This is a genomic window from Stenotrophomonas sp. Steno-Z1 (assembly GCF_056393175.1).
The window spans coordinates 96,620-112,840 of record NZ_JBWJPB010000004.1 but is presented as its reverse complement, the minus strand read 5'-3'; the positions used below and the strand labels follow the sequence as shown (position 1 = coordinate 112,840).

The following is a 16,221-nucleotide window of genomic DNA, read 5'->3' as shown; positions in this document are numbered from 1 at the left end:
CGAAATGGGGGTTGTCTGGCGGGGCCGCTGGTCGAATGCCGCAGCGTGGCTGGATGCCGTCCCGGGAGGGGCGGGGGCGCCATGGTACCGCGAGAGGCCCGTTGCGTTCACATGACCTTGGTCATGGAAGAGTGCATTGAACGTGCCGTTCAATGCACCTCGTCGCGGTACACGAACTTCGGCATTTCCCACTTGAAGTGGATCGCCAGCAGGCGCAGCAGGAAGCCACCGCCCAGGCACCACAGCGTGGCCGCGTTGAGCGATACGCCCAGCTCCAGCAGGCCCAGGTACGCCGCACCGGTGAACAGCGTGATCACCGCATACAGTTCCTTCTGGAAGATCAGCGGCACCTCATTGCACAGCACATCGCGCAGCACGCCGCCGAAGGCGCCGGTCAACATGCCCGCGATCAGCACGATCGGCGCGGCGTGGCCGGCATCGCGCGCCACCGCACAGCCGATCAGGGTGAAACAGATCAGCCCCAGTCCATCCAATACCAGGAACGTGCGGCGGAAGTGGTGCATCCAGCGCGCCACCCAGGTGGCGATCAAGGCCGCGCAGATGGTGAACCCCAAGTACTCCGGGTGCTTCACCCAGCCCAGCGGGTAGTGGCCCAGCACGATGTCGCGCAGCGAGCCTCCGCCCAGTGCGGTGACGCAGGCGATGATGACCACGCCGAACAGGTCCATGCGTCGGCGCCCGGCGGAGAGCGCGCCGGTCATGGCTTCGGCGGAGATGGCGATGAGGTAGATCAGGGAGAGCAGCATGGGAGAGCATCCGGACGCGTCAGGCGGGGGACGGCAACACGCACCCGGCACGCCAGCGCAGGGCACTGGCGTGGGGTGGGGAAACCGTTGCCGCTCCCGCTGTCCTTTTGCCTGAGAGTTCAGTGGCCAAGGCCACGTGCCCCTTCGGCGGGTCATTGAAGACCTCTCTCCAGATCGGCGTACTGCATGCATGGTTGGTGGCGTATCGAGCCACCGGCCTGAGCGATTATGGGAGCCTGCGCCTTCGGCGGGTGCCAGCGTGGCACCTCTCTCCTGCATCCGGGGCGGATTCTAGCAGCCAGCGGCCGCGCCCCGGTGGATAATCCCGGTATGCCCGCTGAACCCGCCCCCTGGTACGTCTACCTGCTGGAATGCCGCAATGGCAGCTACTACGCCGGCATCAGCAACGACGTGGACGCGCGCTTCCAGGCCCACCTGGCCGGCAAGGGGGCCAGGTACACGCGCGCCAACCCGCCGCTGAAGCTGCTGGCCATGCGCGCCTATCCGGACCGGGCGGCCGCCTCCCGGGCCGAATGGCAGCTCAAGCGCCAGCCACGCGCGCGCAAACTGGCCTGGTTGCAGGCGGCAGACACCTCGTCCTGAGGGTGCGTCGGTACTGGTTGGGGGCTGCGAGGTAGGCCACAATCGGCCACCACGCGGAGGGAACCGGGATGTTCGATCTCCATCGCAGACGGCTTGCCTGGCTGCGCGCGGCCATGTCCCGCCCACCGGCCCTGCGCCGGTCGCCGGGCCGGGACGACGCGCCACCCGCAGCGACGGCGGCGTACTCGCCAGCGCTGCGTCACGGCGAGAGCGGCACCGCCGACGCATTCCGCGCCAGGCTCGCCGCCGATGCCGTGGAGCGCGCGCGCATTCGCCTCGATCCCACCCACGTGCCAGTCGAACTCCGGGGCATCATGCCGCTGGCCGAGTACTGGGGCATCTGCGACGACGCCATCCGCGAAGGGATGCAGGACGCGGAAAGCCAGGCGAGCAAGGAGGCGATGGCCGACGCGGTGAAACTGCACAACGCGACGATCACCGCCTGGCTGGACCGCCGGCCGGTGGGCGGGCTGATGAGCGACGAAGCCGCCGCCTTCACCTACCTGCAGCTGGGCCTGACCGAACTGGCGCTGTTCCGCGAGGACTGAGCTGCTCCACCTACCCGAGGGACACCCTGCGATGACCCCGCTTGCCCTGCTGCTCGCCGTTGCCGGCGCTACGAACCCTGCCGCCCCCGTCATCGATCCCGGCACGCGTGCCGCGATTGAAGCCACCTGCCTGGACTACGTGGACGGCCAGCTCGAGGGTGACCCGGCCCGCGTGGCGCGCTCGCTGCACCCGGACCTGGCCAAGCGCGCGATCCTCGGCGATACCCCGGATGAGCGCCTCGGCCTGCGCCGGATGTCGAAGGAGGAGCTGGTTGAACTCACCCGGCAGGGCGCGTTGAAAACCCCCAAGGACCAGTGGAACCGCCGCTGCACGCTGCTCGACGTTACCGGCAACGCCGCCTCGGTGCGGCTGGAAACGCCGTGGTTCGTGGACTACTTCCACATGGGCCGGTTCGGCGAGCGCTGGGTCATCGTCAATGCGCTGTGGTACAGCAAGCCCAAGGCAACAGCCAAGTGACGACGACGCACCCCGCCACTGAGTCGGGGTATCGATTCGGGCCAAACGAGCTCGATGCCGTGCTGCAGACGCGGCCGGAGGTGCGCTACGACTACTTCGTCAAACGCGTGGCCGATGGGAAAGGAGTCTGGGGTCTGCGCAATGCCGAGGGCTGGGACGACGCCCGCGCGGCGCCCCATGCAGCGGCGCCGCAGCGCTAGCGGGGTGGTGTCGTGTCAGCTTCCACCTGTGGGGCCGGCGCTCGTGCGCGCCGGTCCTCCCGGTCATCCCCGAAAATGATCCGCGCGCTGCGCTGGTAGCTCCAGTACGCCACCGCCCAGTTGAGCAGCACCACGATGCGGTTGCGGAAACCGATCAGGAAGAACACGTGCGCGGCCAGCCAGAACCACCAGGCCAGCACGCCGGACAGCTGCAGCTTGCCCAGGTGCACGATGGCCGCCATGCGCCCGATCGTGGCCAGGTTGCCGAAATCCTGGTACTTGAACGGGCCCGGCGCCGGTTTGTTTTCCAGCCGCGCACGGATGATCGCGGCCACGTGCTTGCCCATCTGCTTGGCGGCCGGGGCCACCCCCGGCACCGGCTTGCCGTCGGCCTGGCTGAGCGCGGCCAGGTCACCGGCGACGAAGACGTCCGGGTAGCCCTCCAGGGTCAGGTCCGGCTGCACCGGCACGCGGCCGGCGCGGTCCAGCGGCACCTCCAGCGTGCGTGCCAACGGCGAGGCCGCGACACCGGCGGCCCACACCACGGTGCGCGCCGGAACGAACTGGTTGCCCAGCTGGAAGCCGTCGCCGTTGATGTCGCTGACCGGCGTGCCGGTGAGCACTTCCACGCCCAGCTTTTCCAGCTGGCGGCGTGCCTTCAGCGAGAGCACCTCCGGGAAGGTGGACAGCACGCGGGGGCCCGCTTCCACCAGGCGCACCTTGGCGCTGGCCGGGTCGATATGGCGGAACTCGTTGCGCAGGGTGTGGCGGGCGATCTCGGCCAGGGTGCCGGCCAGCTCCACGCCGGTGGGGCCACCCCCCACCACGGCGAAGCTCAGCCATGCCGCCTTGCGTGCGGGGTCCGGTTCGGCTTCGGCGCGCTCGAAGGCCAGCAGCAGTTTGCGGCGCAGCGCGATCGCATCGTCCAGGGTCTTCAGGCCGGGCGCATCGGCGGCCCATTCGTCGTGGCCGAAGTAGGCGTGGGTGGCGCCGGTGCACAGCATCAAGGTGTCATAGCCAAGCTGGCTGCCGTCGGCCAGGGTGATCTGGCGGGCGTGTTTGTCGATCGACGTCACTTCGCCGAGGCGCACTTCCACGTTGCGCTGCTCGCCGAGGATGTGGCGCAGCGGTGCGGCGATATCCGGCGCTGACAGGCCGGCGGTGGCGACCTGGTACAGCAGCGGTTGGAACAGGTGGTGGTTGCGGCGATCCACCAGGGTGATGCGGACAGGCGCGTTGGCCAGGGCGCGGGTGGCCCAAAGGCCGGCGAAACCACCACCGATGATGACCAAGTGGGGCAGGGGATCGCGGGTCATGCAAGGACTCCTTGGCGGGGGCCGGCCGTCCGGCCCCATGGGTTCATGGTCGACGCGACCTATCGTCGCACGTGAAGCAGGGTATTCACGCCGATGACAGATACTGGGTTCAGGGGCCATCGCGCTTGCCGGTGGCCGTGTCCATTCGCTGTGGAGGCCGACATGACCGAACCGGAAAAGCGCATCGCCCTGTTGATCGATGCCGACAACGCACCCTCGTCCAAGATCGACGTGGTGCTGGCCGAAGTGGCCCGCTACGGCGTGGCCAACGTGCGCCGTGCCTACGGCAACTGGAAGAGCCCGCGGCTGAAAGGCTGGGAGTCGGTGCTGCACGAGTACGCGATCCGCCCCATCCAGCAGTTCGCCTACAGCCGTGGCAAGAATGCCTCGGACATGGCGATGGTGATCGATGCGATGGACATGCTCTACGCACGCAGCCTGGATGGCTTTGCGATTGTCTCCAGCGATGCCGACTTCACCCCGCTGGTGATGCGCCTGCTCACCGATGGGGTCAAGGTGTACGGGTTTGGCGAGAAGAAAACCCCGGAGCCGTTCGTCAACGCCTGCTCCAAGTTCACCTACCTCGAAGCGCTGGGCCAGGGCCACGCCACCGACCCGGAGGTGGAGCAGGACAACGAGGAAACCCGACCGCGCAAGAGTGGCCCGGAGCTGCGCAGCGACACCCGGCTGGTGCAGATGCTGCGCCGTGCGGTGACCTCGGCCGAAGCCGAGGATGGCTGGTCGCACCTGGGGCCGGTCGGCAGCCAGATCGGCAACCAGGCCTCGTTCGATTCGCGCAATTACGGGTACGGCAAGCTCAGCGAACTGCTGGCGGCGACCGGGTTGTTCGAGATGAAGAAGGACGGCAAGTCCACCTACGTGCGCGCGCTGCCCAGGAAGAGCGCCGGCAAGCCGGCCAAGTGAGGCCGGCAGGGCCCGCGGACGGGCACCGCGCGGGGTGCGGCGTGGATCCGGCTACAGCGTCCGCGCGTCGGCCTGCTGGTAGCCGTCGATGACGCCGCGACCAAAGTCCTGCAGCGTTCCGAACGCCATCAGGAGCAGCGCGGCGGCCAGCATCAGGTTGCGGTGGTTGCGGCGATAGCCCACCACCAGCAGCACCAGGCCTACGCACATCAGGCTGATTTCGAGGATCTGCGCGAACATTCCATTTCATCCATGAGGTGACGGCCACGCCGCCGATCGGCGTATCGTAGCCGCACCGCGTGGCCCGCTGCCACGCTCATTACGACAGAGATACCCACCATGCTGAAGATCTGGGGCCGCCACAATTCGAGCAACGTGCGCAAGGTGCTGTGGTGTGCCGAGGAGATCGGCGTGCCGTACGAGTCGATCCAGGTCGGCGGTGCGTTTGGCGGCACCCAGTCGCCGGACTACCGCGCGATGAATCCCAACGGGCTGGTGCCGGTGATCGAAGACCACGGCCTGCCCTTGTGGGAGTCCAACACCATCGTGCGCTATCTGTCGGCACGCTATGCGCTGGGCACGCTGTACCCGGAAGACGTGGTGGCGCGTGCGCAGTCGGAGAAGTGGATGGACTGGACCACCTCGACCTTTGCCGGCACCTTCCGCGACCTGTTCTGGGGCACGCTGCGCACGGCGCCGGCCGATCGCGACGAAGCCCGCATCGCCGCCGCGCTGGTCCGCTCGGGCGAGCTGCTGGCGATGGCCGACGAGGCGCTGTCGCGGCAGCCGTGGTTGTCCGGCGACGACTTCGCCATGGGCGACATCCCGCTGGGCGCCTTCATCTACGCGTGGTTTGAAATGCCGATCCAGCGCCCGCAGCTGCCGCACCTGGCCGCCTGGTACGAACGCCTCAAACAGCGCCCGGCCTACCAGCGCGCCGTGATGACCGCACTGACCTGAGGCACCCTGCCGAGGGCGCGGCGGTTAGGCGGCATGCGCGGGCGGCGGATCTGCAGCGAGCCCATCGCCTCAGTACAGGTCCGTTGGATCCACATCCAGCGACCAGCGCACCTTGCGTGCCTGCGGCAGGCCGTGGATCTGCGGCGTGATCAGATCGAGCAGGCCATGCAACGGGCGTCGTGACGGCGCGGACAGCAGCAGCTGGGTGCGCTGGTAACCGGCGCGGCGCGGCATCGGCGCCGGCATCGGGCCATAACGCTCCACCGGCGCATCCTCGGGAATCAGGCCGCGCACCGCGCTGAGCATCGCGTTGGCGTGCTCCACCTGCTGCGCTTCGGCACGCAGCAGCGCCAGGTGCGCGAAGGGGGGGAACCCGGCGGCTTCGCGCTGCTGCAGTTCGGCCTCGGCGAAGGCGTGGTAGCCGCCGTTGACCAGGGTCTCCAGCAACGGATGCCCGGGATGGTGGGTCTGCAGCCAGACCTCGCCGGGATCGGTGGCGCGCCCGGCGCGCCCGGCCACCTGGATCAACTGCTGGGCCAGCTTTTCGCTGGCACGGAAGTCGGCCGAGAACAGCCCTTCATCGATCCCCACCACCACCACCAGGGTGAGCTTGGGCAGGTCGTGGCCCTTGGCCAGGATCTGCGTGCCGACCAGGATGCCGGCACGCTCGCCGAGCGTGGCCAGCTGGGTTTCCAGTGCATCGCGGCGATGGGTGGTGCCACGGTCGATGCGGATCACCGGGTAGTCGGCGAAAGCCTGGACCAGGTGCTCTTCCAGGCGCTCGGTGCCGATGCCCTGCGGCTGCAGCGCCAGGCTGCCGCAGTCCGGGCAGGCCAGCGGCGCGGCCTGGCGGGCACCGCAGTGATGGCACTGCAGGCGGCGGCCACCGGCATGCACGGTCATCGGTGCATCGCAGCGCTGGCAGGGCGCGGTCCAGCCACAGTCGTGGCACAGCAGCACCGGCGCGTAGCCGCGGCGGTTCTTGAACACCAGTACCTGGTGGCCGGCCTGCAGATGGTCGGCAATGCCCTGCAGCACCTCCGGCGACAAGCCGTCGCGCAACGGCCGCTTGCGCACGTCCAGCACCCGCACCCGCGGCGGGCGTGCGTCGCCGGCGCGTACCTTCAGGCGCAGGTGGGTGTAGCGCCCGGCCTGCGCGTTGTGCAGCGATTCCAGCGACGGCGTGGCACTGCCCAGCACCACCGGCACGTCCAGCGCCTTGGCCCGCACCAACGCGAAATCGCGTGCGTGGTAGCGGATGCCATCCTGCTGCTTGTAGCTGCCGTCGTGCTCTTCGTCGACCACGATCAGCCCGGCGTTGGGCAGCGGGGTGAACACCGCCGAGCGCGTGCCGACGATGACCTGTGCTTCGCCGCGCGAGGCCGCCGCCCACACCCGGGCACGCTCGTTGTCGTTCAAGCCCGAATGCAGCACGTGCACCGGGATGCCCAGGCGGGTGCGGAAGCGCGACAGCGTCTGCGGGGTGAGCCCGATCTCCGGCACCAGCACCAGCGCCTGGCGACCACGCGCCAGGCAGGCCACGATCGCCTGCAGGTAGACCTCGGTCTTGCCGCTGCCGGTCACCCCGTCCAGCAGGTAGGCGCCAAAACCGGGGGCGGCGGTGATCGCGGCGATGGCGGCGGCCTGTTCGGGATTGGGCCGCGGGCCGGCGCCGGCGCGTGCCGCCGGCACCTGGTGGTCCAGTGCGACCCGCTCCACCAGCGCGCGCTTGGCCAGCGCGCGGGCGGCGGTGCGCCACCCGTCCATCTGCGTGTCCAGCACGTCCTCGTCGATCACCCCGTCGGCCAGCAGCGTGGCCAGCCGTTGCGGCCGGGTGCCGGCGCGCAGGCGGGCGCGCTGTTCCTCGCCGGCAGGGGTCAGCTGCCAGCCCCAGCGGTGGGTGTCGGGCACGGCATCGCCACGGCGCAGCGGTGCCGGCAGCGCGGTGCTGACCACCTCGCCGAGCGGGGCGTGGGTGTAGCGCGCCAGCCACTGCAGCGAGCCCCACAGTTCGCCGCCCAACAGCGGCGCGGGGTCGATCCACGCCAGCGCTGCGCGCAGGGTGCCGCCGTCGGGCACCCCCCCGATCGCCGCCACCACCCCGACCAGCTCGCGCGTGCCAAACGGCACCCGCACCCGGCGGCCGATCATGCCCGCATGCGGCGGCTCGCCCGGCGGCGGCGCGTAGTCGAACCACTGGGGCAGGGGCAGGGGCAGCGCGACCTGGATCGTCGGCGCATTCAGCAGGGGGGCGGGGCCGCCGGTAAGCGACAGCGAAGGGGCCGGATCGGAGCTGGGCATCGCAGCAGTGTAGCGGCCCGGCCACGCCCCGGCAGCGACCGGGCACACGCCCCGGACCTGAGCCGGTGAACCTAAATAGCGGCTAAATATCTGTCCTGCCGAGAGATTCAGGCTTATCCACATCTTCTGTGGATAAGTCTGTGCGCCACTCCTGATCTCCGCGCTCAGGGTCAGGGAGTTCCGACCTCTTGCTCAACTTGGTCAAAAAATAGCCATACGACAATAGTCAATAAAAACAACAACCTAACTGTGAAACAAAGCTGAAACATACGGGTCGTGCCCCTCACGTGCCTGTATACCCGGGTTTTCATTGATGCTGTGCACAACCTGCGCCCGTTGCTGCGTCACCCTGTCCCGGATCCCTTCACACGCGGCCTACATCGGCACGCCCGATCGATGACGCAATCGCTATCATTTCGGCACTTGATGGAGTTGCTATGACGGCTGCGACGGCCCCCGTTTCTTCTACCGCAGCCGGTGCGCTGTCGGCGTTCCTGCGTGGCGTTGAGCGCCGCGCCCTGGTGGTGGCCGAGCTGCAGTGCGGCGACCCGGCCGTGGCCGAGCAGGCCCTGGTCTCGGTGATGCGTGCCTTCGCCGGCATCGCCAGCGACGTGCCGATGGCGCAGTGGCCGGATCGTTTCTGGATCCTGCTGGCCCACCGCACCCCGATCCGGATGCCGGCCGAGGGCGGGCAGTGGTCGCCTGGCCTGGCCCACCTGCCGGCGCTGGCGCCGCCCGCCCGGCTGGCCCTGCTGCTGCGCATCGGCGGCGGCCTGGACGAAGCGGCCGCCGCGCAGATCCTGGACCTGCCCGTGGCCGACTACCAGCAGGCGCTGGCCGAGGCCTGCCCGCGGGATGCCCAGGGGCATCCGGACGCGGCCGCCTGGCGTGCCTTGGCCGAGCAGGTCCAGCAGCGCCTGCGCGACCTGCCGCTCTCGCGGCTGCAGCGCCTGCAGCAGCCGGTGGCCGCGCCCGCTGCCGCCAACGAGGCCGCGTCCTGGCGCACCCCGCACAAGGCCGACGCCACGCCTGCGCGGGCCCGCCCGCGCCGCAAAGGCGGGCGTCGCCTGCCATGGAAGGGCCTGCTGATCGTGGTGGTCACCGCCGGCGTGCTGCTCGGCGGCGCGGCCTGGTGGAAGCACGCGCGTCAGGTGGGGGAGCCGATGGCCAGCGCGCCGGACGGTGCCGTGGCCGACGCCGGACCGGTCCAGGTAGAAGAACTGCCGGCCGACGACCTGCCGGTCATCGCGCCCGCCGACCCGGCCGATGCCGCCAGCGACGCGGCAATGCTGGCCGACCCGGAGCTGGGGCTGGCCCGCGATGCCGATCTGTACGCGTGGTTCGCCGCCGGCGGCCCGGTCCCGGTCGACGAATCGCAACCGCAGCCCAGCCGCCCCGAGCCGGCCACCGCCGGCCTGGAGACCAGCACCGATGAGTAAGTCGTTCCCGTGCCTGGTCCTCGGCCTCGCGTTGGCGGCGACCGCATCCGCCGCGCCGCACGCCCTGGACCTGCCGCCCCCTGCGCCGACCAGCGCCACGCCTGCACCTGTCACCGCCCCGGCCATCCCGGCCACGCCCGCCGCGCTGGACCCGGCGCAGTTGCGCGCGCTGCGCAGCCGCTATGCGGCGTGGCAGGCGTTGCCCGAGCCCGAACGCGCGCGCATCCGCGAGGCCGCCCGCGCGGTCGCCGCGCTGCCGCCGGCGCAGCAGCAGACCCTGCGCCAACGCTTCGCCGAACAGGACCAGCGCTTCCGCGACGGTTGGCTGCTGGGCCCGCAGCTGGGCCAGCTGTTCCCCAAGTTGCAGGGCCTGTTCGGCTACCTGCCGGCCGAACAGCGCGAACCGGCGCTGGCGATCCTGCGCCAGCTCAGCAGCGACCAGCTCGCCCAGCTGAGCCTGGTCGCCCAGCGCACCCCGCCGCAGGAACGCGACCAGGTGCGCAGCCAGTTCCTGGCGTTGGCGCCGGGCGCGCGCGATGCGTGGCTGAAGCAGAACGTCGGCCACTGACCGGCTTAGCGCCGCCGCGCATCGCGGGCAAAACCGTGCATTCACCGCCCATCGTGGGTTTTGCCCGGCCGCGCGCGTAAGATGTGCGTCCGCAACCCGGTGCCTGTGCCCTCCGCGCGCTGCCGTAGTTGCCGTCCGTGATCTCCATGTCCATTGCTTCCCCCACGCCGCGCCTCTCCCAGGAAGTGCGCGCCACCGGCCTGCTTGCCTTGCCGCTGGTCCTGGGCCATGTCTCCACCGGCCTGATTTCCTTCGTCGACAACGTCATCGCCGGCCACCACGGCACCCAGACGCTGGCTGCCGTCACCATCGGCACCGCACTGCTGTGGCTGCCGATGCTGATCCCGATCGGCACGTTGATCTCGCTCACCGCCTCGGTCTCGCAGCTTCATGGCGCCGGCCGCGAACGCGAGATCGGCCCGCTGTTCCGCCAGGCGCTGTGGTTGGCGCTCGGCCTGGGCCTGATCATGTTCGCCTTCCTCACGGTGGTGCCGCCGCTGCTGCCGGCGTTCGGCATCGCGCCGGACATCGTGCCGGGTGCGACGGCGTTCCTGCATGCGGTGCGCTGGGGCGGCCCGGCGCTCACCCTGTACTTCTGCATGCGCTACCTCAGCGAGGGCATGCACTGGACGCTGCCGACCATGCTGCTCGGCTTCGGCGGCCTGCTGGTGCTGGCGCCGCTGGGCTACATCCTCTGCTACGGCAAGCTGGGTTTCCCGGAACTGGGCGCCGAAGGCCTGGGCATCGCCTCGGCCACGATGATGTGGATCCAGGCGCTGTGCTTTGCCGGGTACCTGTTCACGACCAAGCGCTTTGCCCACCTGCACCTGTTCTCGCACTTCGAGGCGCCGCGCTGGGCCGCGATCTGGGACCTGCTGCGCACCGGCCTGCCGATCGGCATCACCGTGCTGATGGAGGGCGGGCTGTTCATCGTCACCGCGCTGCTCATCGGCCGCCTTGGCGCCACCGAGGCGGCCTCGCACCAGATCGCGATCAACGTGGCGCAGCTGTGCTTCATGATCCCGATGGGCGTGGCCGAGGCCACCACCGTGCGCGTCGGCCATGCGGTCGGCAGCGGCAACGGGCTGGGTGTACGCCGCGCGGCCATCGCCGGGCTGGTGATCATCCTGGGCACGCAGACGCTGTCGGCCCTGGTGCTGCTGTTCGGGCACGACGCCATCGTCGGGGTCTACACCGCCGACATGGGCGTGGCCGCGCTGGCCTCCACCCTGCTGCTGTATGCGGCCGCGTTCCAGTTCCCCGACGGCGTGCAGGTGCTCTCGGCCGGTGCGCTGCGCGGCCTCAAGGACACCCGCGTGCCGATGTTCATCGCCATGTTCTCGTACTGGGGCCTGGGCATGCCGCTCGGCGCCGGGCTGGGACTGGGGCTGGGCATGGGGCCGCAGGGCATGTGGCTGGGCCTGATCCTGGGCCTGACCGCCGCGGCCATCCTGATGGCCTGGCGGCTGCGCGTCAGCAGCCGCCGTGTCGGGATCAGACTGCCCTCCGCCGCTTGACGACCCCCTTACTTGTGTCCGATGCCGGCCTGGCCGGCAACGGCTATGCTGGCACCACGGCAAGAAGCCAACTGGAGTTTTCCCCATGAACCAACCCGCGCGTCGCAACCCCGTCGCCAGCTTCTTCATCGGGCTGTGGGATGTGATGAACTTTACCCGCAGGCTGATCCTCAACCTGATGTTCTTCGGCCTGCTGTTGCTGGTGTTGATCCTGTTCGTCTTCGCGATGGGCAAGAGCGCCAGTGCGGGCAAGTCGCTGCAGGACCGCACCACGCTGGTGATCGCACCCGAAGGCCGGCTGGTCGAGCAGTACAGCGCCGATCCGGTCAGCCGTGCGCTGGCCAAGGTCGTGGGCGACAACGGTTCGGAGGAAGTGCAGCTGCGCGACCTGGTCCGCGCCATCGACGCGGCGCGCGAGGACAAGAAGATCGAGCGGGTGGTGCTGGAGCTGGACAAGCTGCAGCCCAGCGGCTTCGCCTCGATGCGTGAAGTGGCCGCCGCGCTGCAGGAACTGCGCGCCTCGGGCAAGCAGGTGGTCGCCTTCAGCGAGAACATGAGCCAGTCGCAGTACCTGCTGGCCGCGCAGGCCAACGAGGTCTACCTGGACCCGATGGGCGGCGTGGTGCTGGAAGGCCTCGGCCGTTACCGCCAGTACTTCCGTGCCGGCCTGCAGGACAAGCTGGGCGTGGACGTGCACCTGTTCAAGGTGGGCGAGTACAAGTCCGCCGCCGAGCCGTACGTGCTCGACGCCGCCTCGGCGCAGGCCAAGGAAGCGGACCTGTTCTGGATGAACGATGTGTGGCAGCGCTACCTGGGCGACATCGCCAAGGCGCGCAAGCTCGACGCCGCGCAGCTGGCCGCCGGCATCGACACCATGCCCGAAGGGATCGCCGCCGCCGGTGGCGACCTGGCCAAGTTCGCCCTGCAGCAGAAGCTGGTGGACGGCCTGAAGACCCGCGAGGAGGTCGAGGACCTGCTGGCCGATCGCGGCGTGGCCGACGAGGACGCCGATGGCGGCTTCCGCAGCGTCAATCTCGATGCCTACCTGTCCGTGCTCGATACCCGTCGTTCGCCGGTGGACTCGCGTCCGCAGGTGGCGGTGATCGTGGCCGCCGGTGAAATCGCCGGTGGCGACCTGCCGGCCGGTCGCGTCGGCGGCGTGTCCACCTCGGCCCTGCTGCGCGAAGCGCGCGACGACAAGGACGTGAAGGCGGTGGTGCTGCGCGTGGATTCGCCCGGCGGTGAAGTGTTCGCCTCCGAGCAGATCCGTCGCGAAGTGGTCGCGCTGAAGGCCGCGGGCAAGCCGGTGGTGGTGTCGATGGGCGATCTGGCTGCGTCCGGTGGTTACTGGATCAGCATGAACGCCGATCGCATCTACGCCGACCCGTCGACCATCACCGGTTCGATCGGCATCTTCGGCATGATCCCGAACGTGGCGCGCTCGCTGGACAAGATCGGCGTGCACACCGACGGCGTGGGCACCACCCGCTTCGCCGGTGCGTTCGACATCACCCGCCCGATGGACCCGGCCGTCGGCCAGGTCATCCAGTCGGTGATCAACAAGGGCTACGCCGATTTCACCGGCAAGGTCGCCGATGCGCGCAACAAGCCGGTCGAGGCGGTCGATGAAGTCGCCCGCGGCCGCGTGTGGAGCGGTGCGCAGGCCAAGGAACGTGGCCTGGTCGACGAGTTCGGTGGGCTCAAGGTGGCCGTCGCCGACGCCGCCAAGCGCGCCAAGCTGGGTGACGTGGACAAGGTCCGCGTGCGCTACATCGAGAAGGGCGCCACGCCGTTCGCGCAGTTCATGAGCGGCTTCGCCGGCAGCCACGCCGGTGCATGGATGCTGGGTGAGTCGGGCATGGCCCGGCTGATGCTGGCGCGTTCGATGCCGGAGCTGGACACCCAGCTGCGCTTCGTCGAAGACGCCGCCCGCGACCCGCGCGGCAGCAGCCCGGTCAAGGCGCTGGCGTATTGCTTCTGCGGTTTCTGACGCGGGAGGCCAGCGGATCGGCATGAAAAAGCCCGGCGAAAGCCGGGTTTTTTTTGGCCGAATCGCGTGGTCGCCGATGGACGGGCATGGGGAGCATGCGGTGCGTTGGCGCCGATGCGATGGGATAACTCGTAGAGCCACGCCATGCGTGGCTGCGCCTGGATCCGGCACCGCGCGCAGCCACCCATGGGGTGGCTCTACGTGATCACGCGGCGCGTTTTTGCCGATGGATGGGCATTGGGATCATGCGGCGCGTTATTGCCGATGCGATGGGATGACCCGTAGAGCCACGCCATGCGTGGCTGCGCTTGGATCCGGTATCGCGCGCAGCCACCCATGGGGTGGCTCTACGTGATCACGCGGCACGTTGTTGCCGATGGATGGGCATTGGGATCATGCGGTGCGTTGTCGCCGATGCGATGGGATGACTCGTAGAGCCACGCCATGCGTGGCTGCGCCTGGATCCGGCACCGCGCGCAGCCACCCATGGGGTGGCTCTACGTTTGATCCGGCACTGCGTGCAGCCACCCATGGGGTGGCTCTACGTTTGATCCGGCACTGCGTGCAGCCACCCATGGGGTGGCTCTACGTTTGATCCGGCACTGCGCGCAGCCACCCATGGGGTGGCTCTACCTGCCTTCGGCTTCGTCGGCGGCGCGGGTGTCGGGGGCTTTTTCGAGCGACTCGCGCGCGGCGTTGGCCTTGTCCAGCGGCTGCTGCATTGCATCGCGGAGCGCGCTTGCCTGCGGCTCCGGTGGCTTGTCCGGGGCCGGGGGCACCGGGCGATTGCAGCCGGCCAGGGCCAGCAGCGCGGTGAGTGGCAGGACGACACGGATGTTCATGGCGGGCTCCTCGCGATGGGCCGGGGAGCGCAGTGTCGCACCGCTGCGCCAGCGCGTGTGTGACGGCAGGGGGCGGCGGACCGCGTGCGGGGGCTGCGCTATCCTGAGCACAGCGCACGGCACGGTGCCGCGCGCACGCAACACGGGGCCCGGCCCCGACGCAGGAGATGCATGTGAGCGCGCAACGTTGGCGACTGGACGGACAGACCGCATTGATCACCGGCGCCAGTGCCGGTATCGGCCTGGCCATTGCGCGGGAACTGCTCGGCTTCGGCGCCGATGTGCTGATCGTCGGCCGCGATGCCGACGCGTTGGAAATGGCGCGCGATGAACTGCTCGATGCCTTCCCCGACCGCGAGATCCACGGCCTGGCCGCCGACGTCTCCGACGACGAAGACCGTCGCGAGATCCTGGACTGGGTCGAAGACCACAGCGATGGCCTGCACCTGCTGATCAACAACGCCGGGGGCAACATCACCAAGCCGGCCACCGAGTACACCGAGGACGAGTGGCGCGGCATCTTCGAGACCAACCTGTTCTCGGCCTTCGAACTGTCGCGCTACGCCCACCCGCTGCTGGCCCGCCACGCGGCATCGGCGATCGTCAATGTCGGCAGCGTGTCCGGGCTCACCCACGTGCGCAGCGGCGCGGTGTATGGCATGACCAAGGCGGCGATGCACCAGATGACCCGCAACCTGGCGGTGGAATGGGCCGAGGACGGCATCCGCGTCAACGCCGTGGCGCCGTGGTACATCCGTACCCGCCGCACGTCCGGCCCGTTGTCCGACCCGGACTACTACGAAGAAGTAATCGATCGCACCCCGATGCGCCGCATCGGCGAGCCGGAGGAAGTGGCCGCCGCCGTGGGCTTCCTGTGCCTGCCGGCGGCCAGCTACGTCACCGGCGAATGCATCGCCGTGGACGGTGGCTTCCTGCGGTACGGCTTCTGACCGCGCCTCAGTCGGGAATGGGGCAATCGCTGCCCGCCAGCACCGCCTGCAACCGTTCGCGCTCGGCGCTGGCGCCGGCCTGGTTTTCCGGCGTGGCAAAGCGTTCGCTGCCACGGGCATCGCGGAACCGCTGTTGCCAGGCGTTGCAGCGCTGCTCGCCGGGGACGGCCACGCAGGCGTCGCGGATCACTTCGCAGCCGGCGGCGTTGACCGGCGTCGTGCCGCCCAGCCCGGTAACGGTCATCAGCACGCAGTGCGGCGGCGCCGGTTCGCGCTCGTGCAGGTAGCCGTTGCCATCGCTGCCCAGGCAGCGGTAGATCTCCGGCAGCGGCGCCTTGGCCACGTCGGCGTCGACCGCGGCGGCGGCCTTTTCGCGCGCCTCCCGGCGTAGCACGTCGCTGTCGAGGATCTCGGTGCCTTCGGCCTCCACCGAGGTCTGCACGTCGCCCTGCAGCACCGGCAGCGGGGCGCGCTGCAACATCGCGCTGCTGCCGGGTGCCGCACTGGCAGCGGGAGACGTAGCAGGTGCGGCAGCAGGTGGCGCTGCAGGTGCCGTTGCCGGCGGCAGTGACTGCGCCGACGGCGTACCGCTCGTGGACGCCGCCACGGAGGGCGCCGGCGACCCGGCAGCGGGCGTGGCGAAACGCTGGATGCGCTGGGTGCTGCCGGCCGGGCAGGGCGCGTTCTGGACGGTCAGTGCGCCATCGGCGTCGGTGCAGCGGAACAGCACCACCTCGCCAGCGTGCGCGGCGTGGGGCAGCCCGGCCGTCCATGCGGCGACGGCCAGCGCCGCGGCAAGCAGCATGCGGCGCAAGGGC

At 69.7% G+C, this 16,221-nt stretch carries 17 protein-coding genes and 2 riboswitches; of the genes, 11 read left to right on the top strand and 6 right to left on the bottom strand.

Going from position 1 to position 16,221, the window contains the following annotated elements:
- Positions 1–149: 149 nt before the first annotated feature.
- The gene (locus tag AC06FD_RS12975; protein WP_394164797.1) at positions 150–767 is read right to left on the bottom strand and encodes a trimeric intracellular cation channel family protein; all 618 of its coding nucleotides are present in this window, start codon (positions 765–767) and stop codon (positions 150–152) included.
- 91 nt (positions 768–858) lie between these two features.
- Positions 859–950, bottom strand: a riboswitch (glycine riboswitch).
- Between the two features lie 8 nt (positions 951–958).
- A riboswitch (glycine riboswitch) is annotated at positions 959–1,053 on the bottom strand.
- A gap of 44 nt (positions 1,054–1,097) precedes the next feature.
- Here AC06FD_RS12975 and AC06FD_RS12970 point away from each other — a divergent pair.
- The 4 genes from AC06FD_RS12970 to AC06FD_RS12955 all read left to right on the top strand — a co-directional run bounded on the left by AC06FD_RS12970 (position 1,098) and on the right by AC06FD_RS12955 (position 2,596).
- Positions 1,098–1,370: a GIY-YIG nuclease family protein gene (locus AC06FD_RS12970; RefSeq protein WP_259210302.1), complete on the top strand. Its 273-nt coding sequence runs from the start codon at positions 1,098–1,100 to the stop codon at positions 1,368–1,370.
- Between the two features lie 113 nt (positions 1,371–1,483).
- On the top strand, positions 1,484–1,918 hold the full coding sequence (locus AC06FD_RS12965) for a hypothetical protein (RefSeq protein ID WP_478078025.1): 435 nt from the start codon (positions 1,484–1,486) through the stop codon (positions 1,916–1,918).
- A gap of 31 nt (positions 1,919–1,949) precedes the next feature.
- The gene (locus tag AC06FD_RS12960; RefSeq protein WP_478078024.1) at positions 1,950–2,396 is read left to right on the top strand and encodes a nuclear transport factor 2 family protein; all 447 of its coding nucleotides are present in this window, start codon (positions 1,950–1,952) and stop codon (positions 2,394–2,396) included.
- A 59-nt stretch (positions 2,397–2,455) separates the two neighbouring features.
- Complete coding sequence (locus AC06FD_RS12955) at positions 2,456–2,596, top strand: hypothetical protein (RefSeq protein WP_478078023.1); 141 nt, start codon at positions 2,456–2,458, stop codon at positions 2,594–2,596.
- Here AC06FD_RS12955 and AC06FD_RS12950 read toward each other — a convergent pair.
- On the bottom strand, positions 2,593–3,912 hold the full coding sequence (locus tag AC06FD_RS12950; protein ID WP_478078022.1) for an NAD(P)/FAD-dependent oxidoreductase: 1,320 nt from the start codon (positions 3,910–3,912) through the stop codon (positions 2,593–2,595). The genes AC06FD_RS12955 and AC06FD_RS12950 overlap by 4 nt on opposite strands.
- A 162-nt stretch (positions 3,913–4,074) precedes the next feature.
- On the opposite strand from AC06FD_RS12950, the gene AC06FD_RS12945 reads away from it, so the two are divergent.
- Positions 4,075–4,836: an NYN domain-containing protein gene (locus AC06FD_RS12945; RefSeq protein ID WP_478078021.1), complete on the top strand. Its 762-nt coding sequence runs from the start codon at positions 4,075–4,077 to the stop codon at positions 4,834–4,836.
- A 51-nt stretch (positions 4,837–4,887) separates the two neighbouring features.
- On the opposite strand, the gene AC06FD_RS12940 is transcribed toward AC06FD_RS12945, so the two are convergent.
- Positions 4,888–5,076 (bottom strand): hypothetical protein, encoded by a 189-nt coding sequence (locus AC06FD_RS12940; RefSeq protein ID WP_259210290.1) that lies wholly within the window; start codon positions 5,074–5,076, stop codon positions 4,888–4,890.
- A 99-nt stretch (positions 5,077–5,175) separates the two neighbouring features.
- Here AC06FD_RS12940 and AC06FD_RS12935 point away from each other — a divergent pair, with 99 nt between their 5' ends.
- Positions 5,176–5,796: a glutathione S-transferase family protein gene (locus AC06FD_RS12935; protein ID WP_259210288.1), complete on the top strand. Its 621-nt coding sequence runs from the start codon at positions 5,176–5,178 to the stop codon at positions 5,794–5,796.
- Positions 5,797–5,865: 69 nt separating this feature from the next.
- Here the strand turns inward: AC06FD_RS12935 and AC06FD_RS12930 are convergent, their stop codons facing one another.
- A complete protein-coding gene (locus tag AC06FD_RS12930; RefSeq protein WP_478078131.1) occupies positions 5,866–8,040 on the bottom strand; it encodes a primosomal protein N' in 2,175 nt (724 codons plus the stop codon).
- A gap of 494 nt (positions 8,041–8,534) precedes the next feature.
- Here AC06FD_RS12930 and AC06FD_RS12925 point away from each other — a divergent pair, with 494 nt between their 5' ends.
- The 4 genes from AC06FD_RS12925 to sppA all read left to right on the top strand — a co-directional run bounded on the left by AC06FD_RS12925 (position 8,535) and on the right by sppA (position 13,611).
- Positions 8,535–9,536 carry a hypothetical protein gene (locus AC06FD_RS12925; RefSeq protein ID WP_478078020.1) on the top strand — a complete coding sequence of 334 codons (1,002 nt, stop codon included), beginning with the start codon at positions 8,535–8,537 and terminating at the stop codon, positions 9,534–9,536.
- Complete coding sequence (locus AC06FD_RS12920; protein ID WP_478078019.1) at positions 9,529–10,104, top strand: DUF3106 domain-containing protein; 576 nt, start codon at positions 9,529–9,531, stop codon at positions 10,102–10,104. The genes AC06FD_RS12925 and AC06FD_RS12920 overlap by 8 nt, the downstream gene beginning before the upstream one ends.
- A gap of 146 nt (positions 10,105–10,250) precedes the next feature.
- Positions 10,251–11,621: an MATE family efflux transporter gene (locus tag AC06FD_RS12915; protein ID WP_478048463.1), complete on the top strand. Its 1,371-nt coding sequence runs from the start codon at positions 10,251–10,253 to the stop codon at positions 11,619–11,621.
- A gap of 85 nt (positions 11,622–11,706) precedes the next feature.
- Positions 11,707–13,611, top strand: coding sequence for a signal peptide peptidase SppA (gene sppA / locus AC06FD_RS12910; protein WP_259210281.1), 1,905 nt, complete (start codon positions 11,707–11,709; stop codon positions 13,609–13,611).
- Positions 13,612–14,240: 629 nt separating this feature from the next.
- Here the strand turns inward: sppA and AC06FD_RS12905 are convergent.
- Positions 14,241–14,453, bottom strand: a complete 213-nt coding sequence (locus tag AC06FD_RS12905) for a hypothetical protein (protein WP_478078018.1) — start codon at positions 14,451–14,453, stop codon at positions 14,241–14,243.
- 173 nt (positions 14,454–14,626) lie between these two features.
- Here AC06FD_RS12905 and AC06FD_RS12900 point away from each other — a divergent pair, with 173 nt between their 5' ends.
- A complete protein-coding gene (locus AC06FD_RS12900; protein ID WP_259209835.1) occupies positions 14,627–15,403 on the top strand; it encodes an SDR family oxidoreductase in 777 nt (258 codons plus the stop codon).
- A gap of 7 nt (positions 15,404–15,410) precedes the next feature.
- Here AC06FD_RS12900 and AC06FD_RS12895 read toward each other — a convergent pair whose 3' ends face one another.
- Positions 15,411–16,208, bottom strand: coding sequence for a hypothetical protein (locus AC06FD_RS12895; protein ID WP_478078017.1), 798 nt, complete (start codon positions 16,206–16,208; stop codon positions 15,411–15,413).
- Positions 16,209–16,221: the final 13 nt, after the last annotated feature.

Excerpts from the sequence above, each read along its gene's own strand:
- AC06FD_RS12895 (WP_478078017.1), bottom strand. The coding sequence starts at position 16,208 with ATGCTGCTTGCCGCGGCGCTGGCCGTCGCCGCATGGACGGCCGGGCTG.
- AC06FD_RS12945 (WP_478078021.1), top strand. The coding sequence starts at position 4,075 with ATGACCGAACCGGAAAAGCGCATCGCCCTGTTGATCGATGCCGACAAC.
- AC06FD_RS12965 (WP_478078025.1), top strand. The coding sequence starts at position 1,484 with ATGTCCCGCCCACCGGCCCTGCGCCGGTCGCCGGGCCGGGACGACGCG.
- AC06FD_RS12905 (WP_478078018.1), bottom strand. The coding sequence starts at position 14,453 with ATGAACATCCGTGTCGTCCTGCCACTCACCGCGCTGCTGGCCCTGGCC.
- AC06FD_RS12915 (WP_478048463.1), top strand. The coding sequence starts at position 10,251 with ATGTCCATTGCTTCCCCCACGCCGCGCCTCTCCCAGGAAGTGCGCGCC.
- AC06FD_RS12950 (WP_478078022.1), bottom strand. The coding sequence starts at position 3,912 with ATGACCCGCGATCCCCTGCCCCACTTGGTCATCATCGGTGGTGGTTTC.
- AC06FD_RS12925 (WP_478078020.1), top strand. The coding sequence starts at position 8,535 with ATGACGGCTGCGACGGCCCCCGTTTCTTCTACCGCAGCCGGTGCGCTG.
- AC06FD_RS12935 (WP_259210288.1), top strand. The coding sequence starts at position 5,176 with ATGCTGAAGATCTGGGGCCGCCACAATTCGAGCAACGTGCGCAAGGTG.
- AC06FD_RS12975 (WP_394164797.1), bottom strand. The coding sequence starts at position 767 with ATGCTGCTCTCCCTGATCTACCTCATCGCCATCTCCGCCGAAGCCATG.
- AC06FD_RS12920 (WP_478078019.1), top strand. The coding sequence starts at position 9,529 with ATGAGTAAGTCGTTCCCGTGCCTGGTCCTCGGCCTCGCGTTGGCGGCG.
- AC06FD_RS12970 (WP_259210302.1), top strand. The coding sequence starts at position 1,098 with ATGCCCGCTGAACCCGCCCCCTGGTACGTCTACCTGCTGGAATGCCGC.
- sppA (WP_259210281.1), top strand. The coding sequence starts at position 11,707 with ATGAACCAACCCGCGCGTCGCAACCCCGTCGCCAGCTTCTTCATCGGG.
- AC06FD_RS12960 (WP_478078024.1), top strand. The coding sequence starts at position 1,950 with ATGACCCCGCTTGCCCTGCTGCTCGCCGTTGCCGGCGCTACGAACCCT.
- AC06FD_RS12940 (WP_259210290.1), bottom strand. The coding sequence starts at position 5,076 with ATGTTCGCGCAGATCCTCGAAATCAGCCTGATGTGCGTAGGCCTGGTG.